This is a genomic window from Pseudomonas sp. MIS38 (assembly GCF_019891575.1).
Classification (GTDB): Bacteria; Pseudomonadota; Gammaproteobacteria; order Pseudomonadales; family Pseudomonadaceae; genus Aquipseudomonas; species Aquipseudomonas putida_A.
This window is the reverse complement of the sequence record NZ_JAFLXF010000003.1, coordinates 53501-70005: the sequence shown is the minus strand read 5'-3', so window position 1 is coordinate 70005 and position 16505 is coordinate 53501. Positions and strand designations below refer to the sequence as shown.

Annotated in this window: 14 protein-coding genes and 4 tRNA genes; 14 read left to right on the top strand and 4 right to left on the bottom strand. The window is 60.6% G+C overall.

Translation table 11 applies throughout. The annotated features are described in order from the left end of the window. Positions 1 to 61: 61 nt before the first annotated feature. Genes J1G18_RS05665 through thiO form a run of 7 tightly spaced genes read left to right on the top strand, consistent with a single transcriptional unit; the run spans position 62 to position 6827 of the window. Positions 62 to 535, top strand: coding sequence for a GspH/FimT family pseudopilin (locus J1G18_RS05665; protein ID WP_098965689.1), 474 nt, complete (start codon positions 62 to 64; stop codon positions 533 to 535). After that, positions 532 to 981, top strand: a complete 450-nt coding sequence (gene pilV / locus J1G18_RS05660; protein WP_223007219.1) for a type IV pilus modification protein PilV — start codon at positions 532 to 534, stop codon at positions 979 to 981. Before J1G18_RS05665 ends, pilV begins: the two co-directional genes overlap by 4 nt. Next, on the top strand, positions 978 to 1691 hold the full coding sequence (locus J1G18_RS05655) for a PilW family protein (protein ID WP_202370529.1): 714 nt from the start codon (positions 978 to 980) through the stop codon (positions 1689 to 1691). Before pilV ends, J1G18_RS05655 begins: the two co-directional genes overlap by 4 nt. Before the next feature lie 11 nt (positions 1692 to 1702). After that, positions 1703 to 2182, top strand: a complete 480-nt coding sequence (locus J1G18_RS05650; RefSeq protein ID WP_223007218.1) for a PilX N-terminal domain-containing pilus assembly protein — start codon at positions 1703 to 1705, stop codon at positions 2180 to 2182. After that, entirely contained in the window at positions 2169 to 5252 is a 3084-nt protein-coding gene (locus J1G18_RS05645) for a pilus assembly protein (RefSeq protein WP_223007217.1), read from the top strand. Before J1G18_RS05650 ends, J1G18_RS05645 begins: the two co-directional genes overlap by 14 nt. Before the next feature lie 15 nt (positions 5253 to 5267). Further along, positions 5268 to 5669 carry a type IV pilin protein gene (locus J1G18_RS05640; RefSeq protein ID WP_097089243.1) on the top strand — a complete coding sequence of 134 codons (402 nt, stop codon included), beginning with the start codon at positions 5268 to 5270 and terminating at the stop codon, positions 5667 to 5669. Positions 5670 to 5726: 57 nt separating this feature from the next. Then, positions 5727 to 6827 carry a glycine oxidase ThiO gene (gene thiO, locus J1G18_RS05635; protein ID WP_223007216.1) on the top strand — a complete coding sequence of 367 codons (1101 nt, stop codon included), beginning with the start codon at positions 5727 to 5729 and terminating at the stop codon, positions 6825 to 6827. 131 nt (positions 6828 to 6958) lie between these two features. Here thiO and J1G18_RS05630 read toward each other — a convergent pair whose 3' ends face one another. From J1G18_RS05630 to J1G18_RS05615, 4 genes are all read right to left on the bottom strand, one after another. Next, entirely contained in the window at positions 6959 to 8305 is a 1347-nt protein-coding gene (locus J1G18_RS05630) for a sigma-54-dependent transcriptional regulator (protein WP_223007215.1), read from the bottom strand. After that, the gene (locus J1G18_RS05625; RefSeq protein ID WP_223007275.1) at positions 8302 to 9891 is read right to left on the bottom strand and encodes a sensor histidine kinase; all 1590 of its coding nucleotides are present in this window, start codon (positions 9889 to 9891) and stop codon (positions 8302 to 8304) included. The genes J1G18_RS05630 and J1G18_RS05625 overlap by 4 nt, the downstream gene beginning before the upstream one ends. Then, a complete protein-coding gene (locus J1G18_RS05620; protein WP_027612810.1) occupies positions 9881 to 10114 on the bottom strand; it encodes a PP0621 family protein in 234 nt (77 codons plus the stop codon). Before J1G18_RS05620 ends, J1G18_RS05625 begins: the two co-directional genes overlap by 11 nt. 127 nt (positions 10115 to 10241) lie before the next feature. Then, on the bottom strand, positions 10242 to 11264 hold the full coding sequence (locus tag J1G18_RS05615; protein ID WP_223007214.1) for an outer membrane protein assembly factor BamD: 1023 nt from the start codon (positions 11262 to 11264) through the stop codon (positions 10242 to 10244). A gap of 150 nt (positions 11265 to 11414) precedes the next feature. On the opposite strand from J1G18_RS05615, the gene rluD reads away from it, so the two are divergent. The 7 genes from rluD (at position 11415) to J1G18_RS05580 (ending at position 16505) form a co-directional block, all read left to right on the top strand. Next, on the top strand, positions 11415 to 12377 hold the full coding sequence (rluD, locus tag J1G18_RS05610; RefSeq protein WP_007963852.1) for a 23S rRNA pseudouridine(1911/1915/1917) synthase RluD: 963 nt from the start codon (positions 11415 to 11417) through the stop codon (positions 12375 to 12377). Further along, positions 12374 to 13096, top strand: coding sequence for a peptidoglycan editing factor PgeF (gene pgeF / locus J1G18_RS05605; RefSeq protein WP_223007213.1), 723 nt, complete (start codon positions 12374 to 12376; stop codon positions 13094 to 13096). The genes rluD and pgeF overlap by 4 nt, the downstream gene beginning before the upstream one ends. Positions 13097 to 13227: 131 nt before the next feature. Next, positions 13228 to 15792 (top strand): ATP-dependent chaperone ClpB, encoded by a 2565-nt coding sequence (gene clpB, locus J1G18_RS05600; protein ID WP_027612807.1) that lies wholly within the window; start codon positions 13228 to 13230, stop codon positions 15790 to 15792. Between the two features lie 296 nt (positions 15793 to 16088). Further along, positions 16089 to 16164, top strand: a tRNA-Asn gene (locus J1G18_RS05595). 9 nt (positions 16165 to 16173) lie between these two features. Next, positions 16174 to 16250: transfer RNA gene (locus J1G18_RS05590), tRNA-Pro, on the top strand. 5 nt (positions 16251 to 16255) lie between these two features. Next, positions 16256 to 16331 (top strand) — tRNA-Lys (locus J1G18_RS05585). A gap of 97 nt (positions 16332 to 16428) precedes the next feature. Next, positions 16429 to 16505 (top strand) — tRNA-Pro (locus tag J1G18_RS05580).

The following is a 16505-nucleotide window of genomic DNA, read 5'->3' as shown; positions in this document are numbered from 1 at the left end:
GGGCCGGTTGAATGTTCTAGTTTGTAGAAGCAGGTATAGCCGACGGCAACGGAGGGCATCGATGGATCATCGTACAAAAGGTTTCACGCTGCCCGAGTTGTTGGCTGCGGTAGCGGTGATGGTGATCCTCATCACCCTGGCGGTGCCGGGCTTCACCCGCTCGATCCAGAGCAGCAAGGCCGACACCGAAATGGGCGACCTGCAGCGCGCCATCAACTATGCCCGGCTGGAGGCGATTGATCGCGGCGTGACCACGCGCCTGCGCCCGAGCGCCGGCGGCAGCGTGTGGACCGGCGAATTGTCGGTCTACGACAGTACTGGCACACCGGCCAATGTATTGCGGGTTGTTCCAGCGATGAGCAGCGGCGCGACTCTGACGCTACCCTCAGGAGTGACCGCACTGGATTTCAACAACCTGGGCGGTCTGGCGGCGCCGTCGACGGCGGTGGCCATCAGTTACGTGTTGGGCACACAAAGCAGGACGCTGAACGTGTGTCTGAATGGACGAATTCAATTGGGTGGAAGTTGCGGATGAGGGCAGGGAGCACACAGGCACAGGAGGGCATGTCGCTGATCGAAGTGCTGGTCGCGTTGCTGATTCTGACCGTCGGGATATTGGGCGCGGCAGCCGTTCAAGTGAATGCGCTGAAGTACACCGACAGTTCGCGGATGACCAGTCAGGCGAGCTTCATCGCCTACGACATGATGGACCGCATCCGTGCCAACTCCGCCGCTGATTACACCGTCACGCCGCCTACCTCGGGCAACCTCAGCGTGGCCCGCGATCAGGATCTCTACGATTTCACCACCAACATCGTCAATTTCGGTGGGCCGACTGCCACCGGTACGATCACCCTCAATCAGCGGGTGTACACCATCACCATCAACTGGAATGACTCACGGGCGGCGAATGCCACCGGTACCACCCGCAGCTTCGTTCTGACCAGTCGCGCCACGGTCGATCCGGTGGCCGGCCCATGAAGCGCTCCAATCGAGGTTTCGGCCTGATCGAAATGCTCATCGCCCTGGCGATTGGGCTGATCATCGTGCTGGGCGTGGTGCAGACGTTCCTCGCCGCTAAAAACACTTACGTCAGCCAGAACACCGCTGCCGCGATGCAGGAAGACGCACGTTTTGTCCTGAGCAAGATGATTCAGGAATTGCGCATGGTCGGCATGTTCGGCTGTCTGGGCACGATTACTGATGCGAGCTCGGCAGGGGATTTCACCGCGGCGCAGATCACCCCGATCAGTTGGGACAACAGCAACCTCAAGCTGACTCTGGTTACCGCTGATGTCGGCGGCAGTGGTGGCACGCCGACCTGGACGGTGGTCTCCGATTGCCGCAACAGCGCCACGGCCTATACCGGGTTGCGGGCGGCAGCGAGCGGGCAGATCGCTTTTCCGATCCGCCGCTTGATCTACAGCTTCAGCAACAACCAGATTCTCATGGGCACCGGCAGCGGCACGCCGACCCAACAGGTGTTGGTGAACAACGTCAGCGCCTTCACTGTGATGTTCGGTCTGGCGACGTCCGCCACCGATGTCGCGGCGTCCTCGTACAGCGCCAATCCCAGCGATCCGGCACGCATCCGCAGTGTGCGACTGAGCCTGACCCTCACCGACCCGAACAACCGGGTGGCCAACCAAACCTTCAACGTGGTTGCCGCTTTGCGCAACCGCTTGCAATGAGGGCCGGGCCGATGAGGATGACCTTCGACCAGCGGCAAAACCAGCGTGGCATGGTGTTGCTGGTCAGTCTGGTGTTTCTGTTGCTGCTGACCTTGATCGGGCTATCGTCGATGCAGAGCGCCAACCTGCAGGAAAAAATGGCCGGCAGTGTCAGCCTGCGCAATCAGTCGTTCCAGACCGCCGAGGCAGCGTTGCGCATCGGCGAGAGTGCGGTGCAACTCGACAGTTATTCGCTGGCGGTGTGTGCCAGCGCCACGCAGTGTGCGCCGCCAGCGGAGTCCTCGGTGGTCAGTGCGGCGGGGCTCAACTCGACCTCGGGGGTGACGTGGGTCGCCGCAGGTAACGGCTTCTATGGTGTGCAGAACATCGGTACCACGCTGACGGCGGTGAACGTGCCGAGCAACACCTCGGCGACCTTGTACCGAGTGACCGCTGTCGGCATCGCCGGCACTTCGCGCAGTGTGGTGGAGAGTGTCTATGCGAAGTATTGAGCGCTGCCGGACGTTGTTGGCCGGCATGCTGCTGAGCTTTTATCTGGCAGCGCCGGCTTATGCGTTCACGCCTTCCGACTCGCCGCTGCTGAGTGCCGCTGCGGTACCGCCCAACGTGATGTTGCTGATCGACGATTCCGGCAGCATGAACAGCATCATTTACGCGGCAGGATTCGACCCCGACGTCACGCGTACACCGGCCCGGCAATGTAATGCGTTGCTCGGGCTGTGCCTGAGTTCGACGGCGATCACTGGCGATCCGGTGTTTCTCTCGAACCTGCCGACCTCCGGTTGCTCCGGCGGCGCCTTCGCCTTCTACAACAACAGCGTCGCGCCGTTGTGCCTGAAACTGCCTGATCCGGTGGGCGGCGGCAATACTCGCTACACGGGGGACTACATCGCCTATGTGGTCGGGCTGGCGATCAACAACGGCACGCGCGACTTCACCACCGGGGCGATTCCCAACGACTATCGGATCAACGTCGCGCGCAACGTGTCCACCGCACTGGTCACCAGCAACCGTAACTTGCGCATGGGCCTGTCGACCTTCAACCCGGTGACCAGCAACAACCCCGGGAACGGAGGATACATCGCTCGTTCCATCAGTGATCTGTCGCCGGTCTCCGGCAGCGTGACCCAGGCGCAGGCCGACGCCAACTACAATGCGTTGATTTCGGCGATCGGTGGTTTGGGGGCCGTGGCCAACACGCCATTGGCGGAAACCTATTACGAAATCACCCGGTACATGCGCGGCATGACGCCGTACTACAACAGCACACCCACCACTTACACCAGTCCGATCCAGTACCGCTGCCAGAAGAACTATGGCGTAGTGATCACCGACGGCCTTCCGACGTATGACCGCACGTTTCCCACCAATGACCCGTTGGGCGGAAGTCGCTTGCCGAACTGGGACGGCATCAACAATGACGGCAACAACCTCAATGGAGACAATGAAGGCGACACGCTGTATCTGGATGACATCGCCAAGTTCGCCTACGACATCGACATGCGTTCGACCGGCGTCGATGCGGCGGGCAAGAGCTGGAGTTCGGCGGATTTTCCCAAGCAGAACATGAACACCTACACCGTCGGCTTTACCGCCGACAACGACATGCTTTCCGACGCCGCTGCCTATGGGCAGGGCAAGTATTACCAGGCGAGCGACAGCACCGGTCTCAACAGTGCGCTGTCCTCGGCGTTGAGCGACATCACTTCCAAGGCCGGCTCCGGCGGCAGCGGTGTCACCAGCGGCACCACGCTGGCCAGTGGCACCAGTTATTTCCAGACCAGTTACGACCCCAAGGACTGGCGCGGCACGATCAAATCCTTTGGCTTCACTTCGGCTGGCGCGGTGAACACCTCGGCAGCGTTGTGGACCACCGATACCACCATCGTGCCGGGCGCGACCGCACCGACCTATCAATCGTGGAACACCAGCAGCAATGCCGCCGTGACTCTGGCCTACGGCAACTTTTCCGCGACCCAACAGACGACGCTCAGCCAGAGCCTGCCCACCGGCATCAGCGGCAGTGATCTGGTGGAGTGGAGCAAGGGCACCAACAAGACCGGGCTCAAGGTGCGCAGCGTGTTGCTCGGCGACATCATCAACTCGCCGCTGGTACTGGCCTCGCCCAGCGACAAAACCGCCTCCGACCTGTCGGGCGACACCACCTACACCACTTACCTGACCACCAAAGCGGCGAACATGAATGCCAATCTGGTGGTGAACGCCAATGACGGTTTCGTCAACGTGATCAACTCGGCCAACGGCACTCGACGCTATGCCTACATGCCGTCCAGCGTATTGCCGTCGCTGCGGCTGATTGCCGATCCGGCGTACATCAATGGCGTCAGCCACAAGTTTCTGGTGGACGGCCAGGTCGGGGTCTACGATCTTCAGTTCAACAGTGCCTGGAAAACCGTGGCCATCGGCGGCACCGGTGCCGGCGGCAAGACCTTCTACGCGCTGCAGCTGTTCGACGCGTCCGCGGGCAATGTGCTCAATGCCCTGTGGGAAGTCAGTGCACCTGCCACGGTGAACACTGCCAACGTATTCAATGATCTGGGTTACGCCTATGCCCGGCCGGAAGTGGCACGCTTGGCGGATGGTCGCTGGGCGGCGTTCATTGCCAATGGTTATGGCAGCAACTCCGGAGTGGCGGCGTTGTATGTGCTGGATGTGCGTGACGGTTCGTTGATCAAGAAGATCGTGATCGACAGCACTGAAACCACCAATGGTTTGTCGTCGGTGAAGCTCAAGGTCAATTCGTCGAACGTGGTGCAGGCCGCTTACGGAGGTGACCTGAAAGGACGTCTGTGGAAATTCGATCTGAGCGCGACGTCGACCGACAGCTGGGGCGTGGCGTTTTCCGGCAAACCACTGTTCACTACGGCGGGCGGAGCGACTCAGCCGATCACCGCGCAGCTGCTGCTGGCGGACAATTCGCTGGGGGGCAAACAGATCTTCGTCGGCACCGGCAAATTCAACGAGACCGCCGACAAGACCAACAAGGATTTGCAGGCGTTCTACTCAGTGTGGGATGCCGACGGCGGTTCCGGGCAACTGACGGTCAGCAGCCTGCAGGCACAGGCCGTGACCGGAGTGTTCTCTGGCAGCACCGGGCAGTTCATCACCACCAGCCAGAATGACACGACCTATCCGGCGGAGAAGGGCTGGTACCTGCCCTTGGTGTACAACAACGTACTGACCGGCGAGCGGGTGATCAATCAGGCCAGTCTGGTGCTCGGACGCATCGTGTTTACCACCGCCAGTGTCGACACCACCGACCCGTGTGCCAGTTTCGGCACCGGCAAACTGGTCGAACTGGATGCGTTCAGCGGTAAGATGCTCAACTACGCTGTGCTCGACACCAACGCCGATGGCGTGGTCGACAGCAACGACACGATTTCCAGCGGCGTGGTGTTCACCGGCGGGATCCCCACCCTGAACGCCATCGTCAATGGCGCAACGCGCAAGATCGTCAACGATTCCAGTGGCACTGTCACCACACTGGTGGAAAAATCCGGCGGCGGCAGCCGGCGTATCATGTGGCGACAAATACAGTAAGTGAGAGTTTGAGGCATGCGCAGATTCAACCGAGGTTTCACCCTGATCGAAATCATGATCGTGATTGCGATCATCGGGATCATCATCACCATCGCCGCACCGAGCTACACCGAATACCTGAAAAAGGGCCGGCGCGCCGAAGTGGTGTCGCTGCTCTCGGAGCAGGCGCAGAGCCTCGAACGCTTCTACACCAAAAACAATGTCTACACCGGCATCACCGGTCTGAGCGCGGGCAATGATTTCTACACCATCACCCCGACGATCGCTGATCAGACCTTCCTGCTGACGGCCACCCGCAAGGCCGGCACTGCCATGGCCACCGACAAGTGCGGGGACTTCACCCTGACCAATACGGGTGTGCGCAGCATGAACAACGCAACCACCGGGCTGACCACCAAGGATTGCTGGGGCCGCTGAGGTACCTTCTCAAGGGCGCCTTTTGCGCCCACTGTCTTTTTTACGGTTGGATCAAACATGACCAGGCAACAGCAAGTGGTGATTGTCGGTGGCGGGGTGATTGGCCTGCTGACCGCCTACAACCTCGCCTCCGAAGTGCGCAGCGTGGTACTGCTGGATCGCTCGAACGTCGGCCAGGAATCGTCCTGGGCCGGCGGCGGTATCGTTTCGCCGCTGTACCCGTGGCGCTATAGCCCGGCAGTCACCGCGCTGGCGCATTGGTCGCAGGATTTTTATCCACAGCTGGGCGAGCGGCTGTTTGCCGATACCGGGGTTGATCCCGAAGTGCACACCACCGGCCTGTATTGGCTGGATCTGGAGGATGAAGCCGAGGCGCTGGCTTGGGCCGAGCGGGAAAACCGTCCGCTGCGGGCTGTGGATATCTCGGCGGCGCACGACGCAGTGCCGGTGTTGGGCGGCGGGTTCTCCCGGGCGATCTACATGGCCGATGTGGCCAATGTGCGTAACCCGCGCCTCGTCAAATCATTGAAAGCCGCTTTGCTGGCGCTGCCGAACGTGACGATTCACGAGCAATGCGAAGTCAGCGGGTTTGTTCGCGAAGGCGAGCGGGTGGTTGGCGTCGAGACGTCCAGAGGCGTGATCAGTGGCGATCAGGTGGTGCTGACGGCCGGGGCATGGAGCGGTGATCTGCTCAAGACGCTGGACCTGACGCTGCCGGTGGAGCCGGTCAAGGGCCAGATGATTCTCTACAAATGCGCAGCGGATTTCCTGCCGAGCATGGTGCTGGCCAAGGGGCGTTATGCGATTCCGCGTCGCGACGGGCACATTCTGATCGGCAGTACGCTGGAGCACGAAGGCTACGACAAGACGCCGACCGATGTCGCGTTGCAGAGCCTCAAGGCTTCGGCGGTCGAGCTGCTGCCGGCGCTGGCGGAGGCCGAAGTGGTGGGGCACTGGGCCGGTTTGCGCCCGGGCTCGCCTGAGGGAATCCCGTATATCGGCCGCGTGCCGGGGTTTGAGGGGTTGTGGCTGAACTGCGGGCATTACCGCAACGGGCTGGTGCTGGCGCCGGCGTCATGTCAGTTGTTTGCCGATGTGATGCTGGGGCGTGCGCCGATTATTGATCCGGCGCCGTATGCGCCTGCAGGTCGCATTTAGTCAGATTTTTCTCTGCTGGCTGGCAGACCGCTTTCGCGAGCAAGCCCGCTCCCACATTGGATCTGCGGTGAACACAAATTGTGTGAACAACCGAGATCTACTGTGGGAGCGGGCTTGCTCGCGAAGGGGCCTCAATCCAGACCGAGTTTCTTCAGCCTGTAGCGCATCGAGCGAAACGACAGGCTCAAGCGTTGCGCTGCCGCCGTGCGATTCCAGCGCGTTTCCTCCAGCGCCTGCAGGATCAGTTTGCGCTCGACGTTCTCCAGATAATCTTCAAGGTTGTCGATCTGCGTCAGGTCGGCAATGCCGTCCTCGACTGCGCAATTGCCTTCGCTCAAGCGCAAATCCGCAGCCTCGATCACCTGGTTTTCGCACAGCGTGTGCGCGCGTTCGAGGACATTCTCCAGTTCTCGCACATTTCCGGGAAAACGATAACGCTTCAGTGCTTCAAGCGCTTGCGGGTGCAATTGGGCTGCCGGCTGGCCACTATTGCTGGCCAGACGCTGGAGCATGTGCGCCGCCAGCACTTCGATGTCGTCGCGCCGTTCGCGCAGGGATGGCACGCGCAGTTCGATCACATTCAAGCGGTAATACAGGTCCTGGCGAAAGCGCCCGGCGGCGACTTCCGCTTCCAGGTCTTTGTGTGTGGCGCACAGAATGCGCACATCGACCACGGTTTCTTGCTGGCCGCCGACGCTGCGCACGGCTTTTTCCTGAATCGCCCGCAGCAGCTTGACTTGCATCGACAGCGGCAGATCCGCCACTTCATCGAGAAACAGGGTGCCGCCGTGCGCGGCCTGAAACAGCCCCGGTTTGTCGTCCACCGCGCCGGTAAAGCTGCCTTTGCGATGGCCAAAAAATTCGCTCTCCATCAGCTCTGAAGGGATCGCCCCGCAATTGACCGGTACAAACGGCTGTTGCGCGCGCGGCCCTTGTTCGTGGATCAGCCGCGCGACCAGTTCTTTGCCGCTGCCCGATTCGCCGCTGATGTAGACCGGTGCCTGACTGCGCGCCAATTTGTCGATCTGTTTGCGAAGGTCGCGCATGGGCTGCGAGTCGCCGAGCAGGCGCCGATCTATCGACGATGCGACGCCCCCCGCCGCTGGCATGCGCAGTGCGGTGCTGACCAGTTCGCGCAGGCGCGTGAGATCAACCGGCTTGGTGAGGAAGTCGAAGGCGCCGGCCTTCAGCGCATTGATCGCGGTTTCCAGGCTGCCATAGGCGGTGATCATCGCCACCGGCAGTTGTGGATGACGTTGCTGGATGTGCTGCACCAGGTCCAGCCCCGTGCCGTCGGGCAGGCGCATGTCGGTCAGGCACAGGTCGAACGCATTGCGTTGCAACAGCGCCTGGGCTTCGCCGAGGTTGCGAGCACTGAAGGTGTCGAGTTTCATCCGTCCCAGGGTGATTTCCAGGAGTTCGCGGATATCCGGTTCGTCGTCGACGATGAGGATTTTTTGCCGTGGGCTCGTGTTCAACTTTGTTTCCGTCCGTGAGCAAAGGTGATGCGAAAGCAGCCGCCGCCTTGGCGTGGTTTGAAGTCTAGGCGCGCCTGGTTGCTTTCGCACAGCTCACGGGACAGATAAAGCCCAAGGCCGGTGCCTTGGCTGCTGGTGGTGAAGAACGGTTCGAACAGATGCGCCTGCTGATCGGACGGGACACCGGGGCCGTTGTCCTGCACTTCGAGCACCGCCAGCTGGCTGTCGGGGTCGACGAACAGCGCCAGCCAGACTTCGGCCTGCTGGTGCAGCAGGGCGCTGTGCCGCCAGCCGTTGCGTAACAGATTGTCGAGAATCTGCGTGAGCTGGTCGGGATCCATCAACGTGATGAAGTCCCCGGAATTGATCCGCAAATGAATCGACTGGCGCTCGCTCGCCTGCTCGCGGCTCTCGGCAACAAAGTGTTCCAGCCACGGTTTGAGATCCAGCCGTTGCGGAGCGCTTTGCTGGCGGCGCGACAGTTGCAGGACGTTTTCGATGACTCGGTTCATGCGCTGGGAGTGGTCTTGAATGATCTGCGTCAGACGCCGATCGGCGCTATCGAGTTCCTCGGACTCCGCCAATAGCTGCGCGGCATGACTGATGGCGCCCAGTGGATTGCGGATTTCATGGGAGATGCCGGCAGTCAGACGCCCCAGTGCGGCGAGTTTGAGCTGCTGGGCTTGCTGAGCGATTTGCGCCAGATCTTCGAGGAACACCAGGGTTTGCTGGTTGGGACTCTGGTCGAGGGCGATGAAGCTGGGTTGCAGTTCCAGGCCGTTGCCGGGGATCTTCAGACTCTGCGGGCGCAGGGTCGGGTTGCTCAGCCACAGCTGCAGACGCTCGACTAATGCCGGCGAGTAGGCGCTGATCAAATGCCCTTCAAGATGCGACTGGGCCAACAGATTTTTCGCGCTGTGATTGGCCAGCTGTACCCGGCGCTGTTCGTCGAGTACCAGGATGCCGGTGCGCATGCGTTGCAGAATCAGGGCGTTGAGGGCTTCAAGACTGGTGACTTCGCTGGCACGCTGTTCGGCGAGATTTTCGCTGACTTCCAGACGCCGGATCAGGCCCTGGACCAGCAGCGATGCGGCAAAACACAAAGCGCCGAGGGTCCCGGCTTGCAGATAGTCATTGGCGCTCAGGGGGTGACTGAAGCCCAGCAGAAAGCTGGAGCCGACAATGCCGAGTGCGCCGATGGCGGCAATCAGCAGGCCGATGCGCCGGCGCAGCAGGGTGTTGGCGATCGCCACCGAGACAATCAACAGGTTGCCGATGGCGCTGGCCACGCCGCCCGCCGCGTAGAACAGGCCGCACAGCAACAGCACATCGACCAAGGCCAGGGTGAACAACTGCGCCGGGCGGCGGGTGTTCTCCAGGAACACCACCAGCAGAATGTTCAGCACCAGATACAACCAACTGCCGTTGCGCAGCAGATCGTCGTCGGCTGACGTCAGCAGGCGGTTGTCCATGTTGCTGGAGATCAGCAGCACCAGGGTGATGCCGACGCTCAAACGGTAGAGATGATACAGGCGCAGCAGGCGCTGCGCCTGTTTACGGTCGGCGTTGGCGACCTCAGCGATCACTGGCACCCGGGCCTTGCTCAAGGTGAGCCTGGCTGCAATACCATTGTTGCTGAAGGTTCAACGCGCGGTCGCGCGGCAGGTGCACGCCGCAGTGAGCGCAGCGCACCATCGGCGCGGCGTCTTGCTCGCGGGGCGATTGGGCAGACGAGGCGGGCGCCTTGAATTTGCGCCACAGCCATACCGCAGCGAAAATCAGGACAATCCAGAACAGTAAACGAAGCATGATGGGCGGCTTTTCGGCTAATGATTCGGCAGTTTAGCCAAGGCGCCGGCAAGCGCACAGACTATTAATGCGCAGCCATGAAAAAGGGAGATCCGCAGATCTCCCTTTTTTGTAACGCCCGGTGTGATCAGTCGAACACGCCGAAGGTCATGTAGCTGAACCACGAACGGTCATCGTTGTTGCCTTCAGCCTCGTGATGTTCTTCCTCGATCACGTCACCGTTTTCGTCTTTAGGCTTGAGCTCGTTCGGAATCGCGTCTTTCGCGTCCTGGAACTGCTTCTGCACGTCCTGGTTGGCGCGGGTTTCTCCCGGCGGCAGCGGTGGACGCGATTCGATCAGACCCAGCGTCGCCTTGCTCAGGAACGAGCGGTTGTCGGCTTCGGCGACCGATGGCACGAACTGACCGTCCTGCAGGCTTGGGTGGTTCGGGTAGTTGAACTTCAGGGTTTCCAGGCTGGTGGCGGCCAGATCGTCCAGGTGCAGACGCTGGTAAGCCTCGGTCATCACCGCCAGGCCGTCGCCGACCGATGGGGTTTCCTGGAAGTTTTCCACTACATAACGGCCACGGTTGGCGGCGGCGACGTAGGCCTGACGAGTCAGGTAGTAGTCGGCTACGTGGATTTCGTAGGCCGCCAGCAGGTTACGCAGGTAAATCATGCGCTGCTTGGCGTCCGGCGCGTAGCGGCTGTTCGGGTAGCGGCTGGTCAGCTGTGCGAACTCGTTGTACGAGTCGCGGGCAGCGCCCGGGTCACGCTTGGTCATGTCCAGCGGCAGGAAGCGCGCCAGCAGGCCGACGTCCTGGTCGAAAGAGGTCAGACCCTTCAAGTAGTACGCGTAATCCACGTTCGGATGCTGCGGATGCAAACGAATGAAACGCTCGGCGGCGGACTTTGCAGCTTCCGGTTCGGCGTTCTTGTAGTTGGCGTAGATCAACTCCAGCTGTGCCTGATCGGCGTAGCGACCGAACGGATAACGCGACTCCAGGGCCTTCAGCTTGGCTGTGGCGCTGGTGTAGCTGTTGTTGTCCAGGTCAGTCTGAGCCTGCTGATACAGCTCGGCTTCGCTGAGGTTTTCGTCTACGACTTCCTTCGATGAGCAAGCAGCGGTCAATGCGAGGATGGCGATCAGCAGCAGGTGTTTCACTTGCATGGCGGCTTGCGTCCCTATGACGGCCGCTGTCTTGGGCGGGGCCGTCCTGTTATGATGAGCGCCCCGTTGAAAAGCCTCGGGGCAAAAGACGCCGTATTTAACCACAAGCGCGCAGCCGAAACCAAAGGCTGTGCCGACGCCAGTCAGAGCATGTCCGATAAAATTGAACTTCGCGCAGAGGTGCCGTCCGATTTGGGCGGCCAACGCCTCGATCAAGTCGCCGCCCAACTCTTCGCTGAGCACTCACGCTCGCGCCTTTCCGCCTGGATCAAAGAAGGTCGCCTGACTGTGGACGGGGCGGTCATCCGCCCGCGCGACATCGTGCATGGCGGTGCCATTCTTGAGCTGACTGCCGAGCAGGAAGCCCAGGGCGAGTGGATCGCCCAGGACATCGAGCTCGACATCGTCTATGAAGACGACGACATCCTGGTGATCAACAAGCCTGCGGGCCTGGTGGTGCACCCGGCTGCCGGCCACGCCGATGGCACCTTGCTCAATGCCTTGCTGCACCACGTGCCGGACATTATCAATGTCCCGCGCGCCGGTATCGTGCATCGCCTGGACAAGGACACCACCGGTCTGATGGTGGTGGCCAAGACCATTCAGGCGCAGACCAAACTCGTTGCCCAGCTGCAAAGCCGCAGCGTCAGCCGGATCTACGAGTGCATCGTGATCGGTGTCGTGACCGCCGGGGGCAAGATCAACGCCCCGATCGGCCGTCATGGTCAGCAGCGCCAGCGCATGGCAGTGATGGAAGGCGGCAAGCCGGCCGTCAGTCACTACCGCGTGCTGGAGCGTTTCCGGTCCCACACGCATGTGCGGGTCAAACTGGAAACCGGCCGCACCCACCAGATCCGTGTACATATGTCGCACATCAACTTCCCGTTGGTCGGCGACCCGGCGTACGGCGGTCGTTTCCGCATTCCGCCAGCCGCGAACCCGACCATGGTCGAGTCGCTCAAGCACTTCCCGCGTCAGGCTCTGCACGCACGCTTCCTTGAGCTGGATCATCCGACCACCGGTGAGCGCATGAGCTGGGAATCGCCGCTGCCGGAAGATTTCGTCTGGCTGCTGACCCTGCTCAAGCAGGATCGCGAGGCATTCGTCGGATGAACTGGCTGACGCCGGACTGGCCTGCGCCGGCCAGCGTCAGGGCCTGTGTCACCACCCGCGAGGGGGGTGTCAGCGAGGCACCGTTCGACAGCCTCAATCTGGGTGATCACGTCGATGATCGCCCGGAAGCAGTGGCCGAGAATCGTCGGCGTCTGACCGAACACTTCACGATCAAGCCTGCCTGGTTGCAGCAAGTGCACGGAATTGACGTGGCTCATGCTGATCCGGGCGTGGTTGCCACCGCCGACGCCAGTTGGACGGCAACTCCCGGGGTTGCCTGCACGGCGATGACCGCGGATTGCCTGCCGGCATTGTTCTGCAACCGTGCCGGCACTCGCGTCGCGGCGGCTCATGCCGGCTGGCGCGGGTTGGCGGCGGGCGTACTTGAAGCCTCCCTCGATCACCTCGACACCGCTGCGGCGGACGTGCTGGTCTGGCTCGGCCCGGCCATCGGGCCGAAAGCCTTCGAAGTCGGCCCGGAAGTACGCGAAGTCTTCGTCAGTCAATTGCCGGAAGCGGCAGCCGCCTTCGTGCCCAGCCACAATGCTGGCAAGTTCATGGCTGACATTTATCTGCTGGCGCGCCTGCGTCTGGCTGAACGCGGTGTCACTGCGGTTTATGGCGGCGGTTTCTGCACTGTGACCGATCCACGCTTCTTTTCTTACCGCCGTGCGTCGCGCACTGGCCGTTTCGCCTCCCTTGTCTGGCTCACCCGCTAGACTTGCCTGACCTGAATCAACTCGCTGACGCTTGAATCTCCCAGAATCGACCGCATCTACAGTGGTATCTGGCAGGTTTCTTTATTCAGGATGGTTTTTAGGTCCGGCCTGCTCAAAAGGAAGGTGACCCCATGCGTATAGACCGTTTAACCAGCAAATTACAGTTGGCGTTGTCCGACGCCCAATCCCTGGCCGTTGGCCACGATCATCCGGCCATCGAGCCGGCGCACTTGATGCAGGCCATGCTTGAACAGCAGGGTGGTTCGATCAAACCCCTGTTGATGCAAGTCGGCTTCGACGTCAACAGCTTGCGCAAAGAGCTGACCAAAGAGCTCGACCAATTACCGAAAATCCAGAACCCGACCGGCGACGTCAACATGTCGCAGGATCTGGCGCGTCTGCTCAATCAGGCTGATCGCCTGGCTCAGCAGAAGGGCGACCAGTTCATTTCCAGCGAGCTGGTGCTGCTCGCCGCGATGGACGAGAACAGCAAGCTCGGCAAACTGCTGCTCGGCCAGGGCGTGAGCAAGAAAGCCCTGGAAAACGCGATCAACAACCTGCGCGGTGGTGAGGCGGTGAATGACGCCAACCACGAAGAGTCGCGTCAGGCGCTGGATAAATACACTGTCGACCTGACCAAGCGTGCCGAAGAAGGCAAGCTCGATCCGGTGATCGGCCGTGACGACGAAATTCGCCGCACCATTCAGGTTCTGCAGCGTCGCACCAAGAACAACCCGGTGCTGATCGGCGAACCTGGCGTGGGTAAAACCGCGATTGCCGAAGGTCTGGCCCAGCGCATCATCAACGGCGAAGTGCCGGACGGCCTCAAGGGCAAACGTCTGCTGTCGCTGGACATGGGCGCGCTGATTGCCGGTGCCAAGTATCGCGGTGAGTTCGAGGAACGCCTGAAAGCGCTGCTCAACGAACTGTCGAAGCAGGAAGGGCAGATCATTCTGTTCATCGACGAGCTGCACACCATGGTCGGCGCCGGTAAGGGCGAAGGCTCGATGGATGCCGGCAACATGCTTAAACCGGCACTGGCGCGCGGTGAGCTGCACTGCGTCGGCGCTACCACGCTCAACGAGTACCGCCAATATATAGAGAAGGATGCGGCCCTCGAACGGCGTTTCCAGAAAGTGCTGGTGGACGAGCCGAGCGAAGAAGACACCATCGCCATCCTGCGTGGCCTCAAGGAGCGTTACGAGGTTCACCATAAAGTGGCGATCACCGACGGCGCGATCATCGCCGCGGCCAAGCTCAGCCATCGCTACATCACGGATCGGCAGTTGCCGGACAAGGCCATCGACCTGATCGATGAGGCTGCCAGCCGTATCCGCATGGAGATCGACTCCAAGCCGGAAGTGCTGGATCGTCTGGAGCGTCGCCTGATTCAGCTCAAGGTGGAATCCCAGGCGCTGAAGAAAGAAAGCGATGAAGCGGCGATGAAACGCCTGGAAAAACTCCAGGAAGAAATTGTTCGCCTTGAGCGTGAATATTCGGATCTGGAAGAAATCTGGAACTCGGAAAAAGCCGAGGTACAGGGTTCGGCGCAGATTCAGCAGAAGATCGAGCAGTCGCGGCAGGAGCTGGAAGCGGCGCGCCGCAAAGGCGATCTCAACCGCATGGCCGAATTGCAGTACGGGGTGATCCCGGATCTGGAGCGCAGCCTGCAAATGGTCGACCAGCACGGCAAGAGCGAAAACCAGTTGCTGCGCAGCAAGGTGACTGAAGAGGAAATCGCCGAAGTCGTGTCGAAGTGGACCGGTATTCCGGTATCGAAAATGCTCGAAGGCGAGCGCGACAAGCTGATGAAGATGGAAAGCCTGTTGCACCAGCGTGTGATCGGTCAGGACGAAGCGGTGGTCGCGGTCGCCAACGCGGTACGGCGCTCGCGTGCCGGACTGGCGGATCCGAATCGTCCGAGCGGCTCGTTCATGTTCCTCGGCCCGACCGGTGTCGGTAAAACCGAGCTGTGCAAGGCGCTGGCCGAATTCCTCTTTGATACCGAAGAGGCAATGGTGCGGATCGACATGTCCGAGTTCATGGAGAAACATTCCGTGGCGCGGCTGATCGGGGCGCCACCAGGCTACGTGGGTTACGAGGAGGGCGGTTACCTGACCGAAGCGGTACGTCGCAAGCCTTACTCGGTGATCCTGCTGGACGAGGTCGAGAAGGCGCATCCGGATGTATTCAACATCCTGCTGCAAGTGCTTGAGGATGGACGGCTGACCGACAGCCACGGACGCACGGTGGATTTCCGCAATACCGTGATCGTCATGACCTCGAACCTCGGTTCGTCGCAGATCCAGGAACTGGTCGGTGATCGTGAGGCCCAGCGTGCAGCGGTGATGGACGCGCTGACGTCGCACTTCCGTCCCGAGTTCATCAACCGGGTCGACGAAGTAGTGATCTTCGAGCCACTGGCGCGGGATCAGATCGCGGGCATTACCGAGATCCAGCTGGGCCGTCTGCGCAGTCGTCTGGCCGAGCGCGAGCTGAAGCTGGAACTGAGTCCGGAAGCGATGGACAAGCTGATTGCCGTGGGTTACGACCCGGTTTATGGCGCACGTCCACTCAAACGTGCGATCCAGCGCTGGATCGAAAACCCGTTGGCGCAGTTGATCCTGTCGGGGCATTTCCTGCCGGGCGATACAGCAACCGGCAAGGTCGTGAACGACGAAATCGTTTTCGACTGAGCGGCAACGCCAATGAAATAAGGAAGGCCTCGCTTTGCGAGGCCTTTTTTTCGTTAGGCTGTTGAAGTCTAAGGAAAAGGCTTGTAAAGTGCGCCCCGCAGTCAGTCACCCGCAGCATCTCAGCTCACTGAGCTGAAATCTGAAATAAGTTGCAAATCATTAACTTGAAAGCGATTTAGGGGGTTGACAGAGGTGTTCTAGGTTGTAGAATAGCGCGCCTCAGACACACGAACGCAGCGATGCGAACGGAAGTCTAAGAGCTGTAAGTTTCACCGTTGTAAATTGAAATATGTAGTTCCGTGATAGCTCAGTCGGTAGAGCAAATGACTGTTAATCATTGGGTCCCAGGTTCGAGTCCTGGTCACGGAGCCAATTTCAAACCGGGGTATAGCGCAGTCCGGTAGCGCGCCTGCTTTGGGAGCAGGATGTCAGGAGTTCGAATCCCCTTACCCCGACCATTTTTGGGTCGTTAGCTCAGTTGGTAGAGCAGTTGGCTTTTAACCAATTGGTCGTAGGTTCGAATCCCACACGACCCACCATTTTTGAAACCAGGTAACACTGGGATCGAATCTTAAGATCAGAGGCCAAAAGCGCTGATCGAAGAAGGCGATCTTTGATAGGTCGCCTTTTTTTTACCGGGGTATAGCGCAGTCCGGTAGCGCGCCTGCTTTGGGAGCAGGATGTCAGGAGTTCGAATCCCCTTACCCCGACCA

Coding starts and splice junctions, on each gene's coding strand:
- J1G18_RS05665 (WP_098965689.1), top strand. CDS start 62: ATGGATCATCGTACAAAAGGTTTCACGCTGCCCGAGTTGTTGGCTGCG.
- pilV (WP_223007219.1), top strand. CDS start 532: ATGAGGGCAGGGAGCACACAGGCACAGGAGGGCATGTCGCTGATCGAA.
- J1G18_RS05655 (WP_202370529.1), top strand. CDS start 978: ATGAAGCGCTCCAATCGAGGTTTCGGCCTGATCGAAATGCTCATCGCC.
- J1G18_RS05650 (WP_223007218.1), top strand. CDS start 1,703: ATGAGGATGACCTTCGACCAGCGGCAAAACCAGCGTGGCATGGTGTTG.
- J1G18_RS05645 (WP_223007217.1), top strand. CDS start 2,169: ATGCGAAGTATTGAGCGCTGCCGGACGTTGTTGGCCGGCATGCTGCTG.
- J1G18_RS05640 (WP_097089243.1), top strand. CDS start 5,268: ATGCGCAGATTCAACCGAGGTTTCACCCTGATCGAAATCATGATCGTG.
- thiO (WP_223007216.1), top strand. CDS start 5,727: ATGACCAGGCAACAGCAAGTGGTGATTGTCGGTGGCGGGGTGATTGGC.
- J1G18_RS05620 (WP_027612810.1), bottom strand. CDS start 10,114: ATGCTTCGTTTACTGTTCTGGATTGTCCTGATTTTCGCTGCGGTATGG.
- J1G18_RS05615 (WP_223007214.1), bottom strand. CDS start 11,264: ATGCAAGTGAAACACCTGCTGCTGATCGCCATCCTCGCATTGACCGCT.
- rluD (WP_007963852.1), top strand. CDS start 11,415: ATGTCCGATAAAATTGAACTTCGCGCAGAGGTGCCGTCCGATTTGGGC.
- pgeF (WP_223007213.1), top strand. CDS start 12,374: ATGAACTGGCTGACGCCGGACTGGCCTGCGCCGGCCAGCGTCAGGGCC.
- clpB (WP_027612807.1), top strand. CDS start 13,228: ATGCGTATAGACCGTTTAACCAGCAAATTACAGTTGGCGTTGTCCGAC.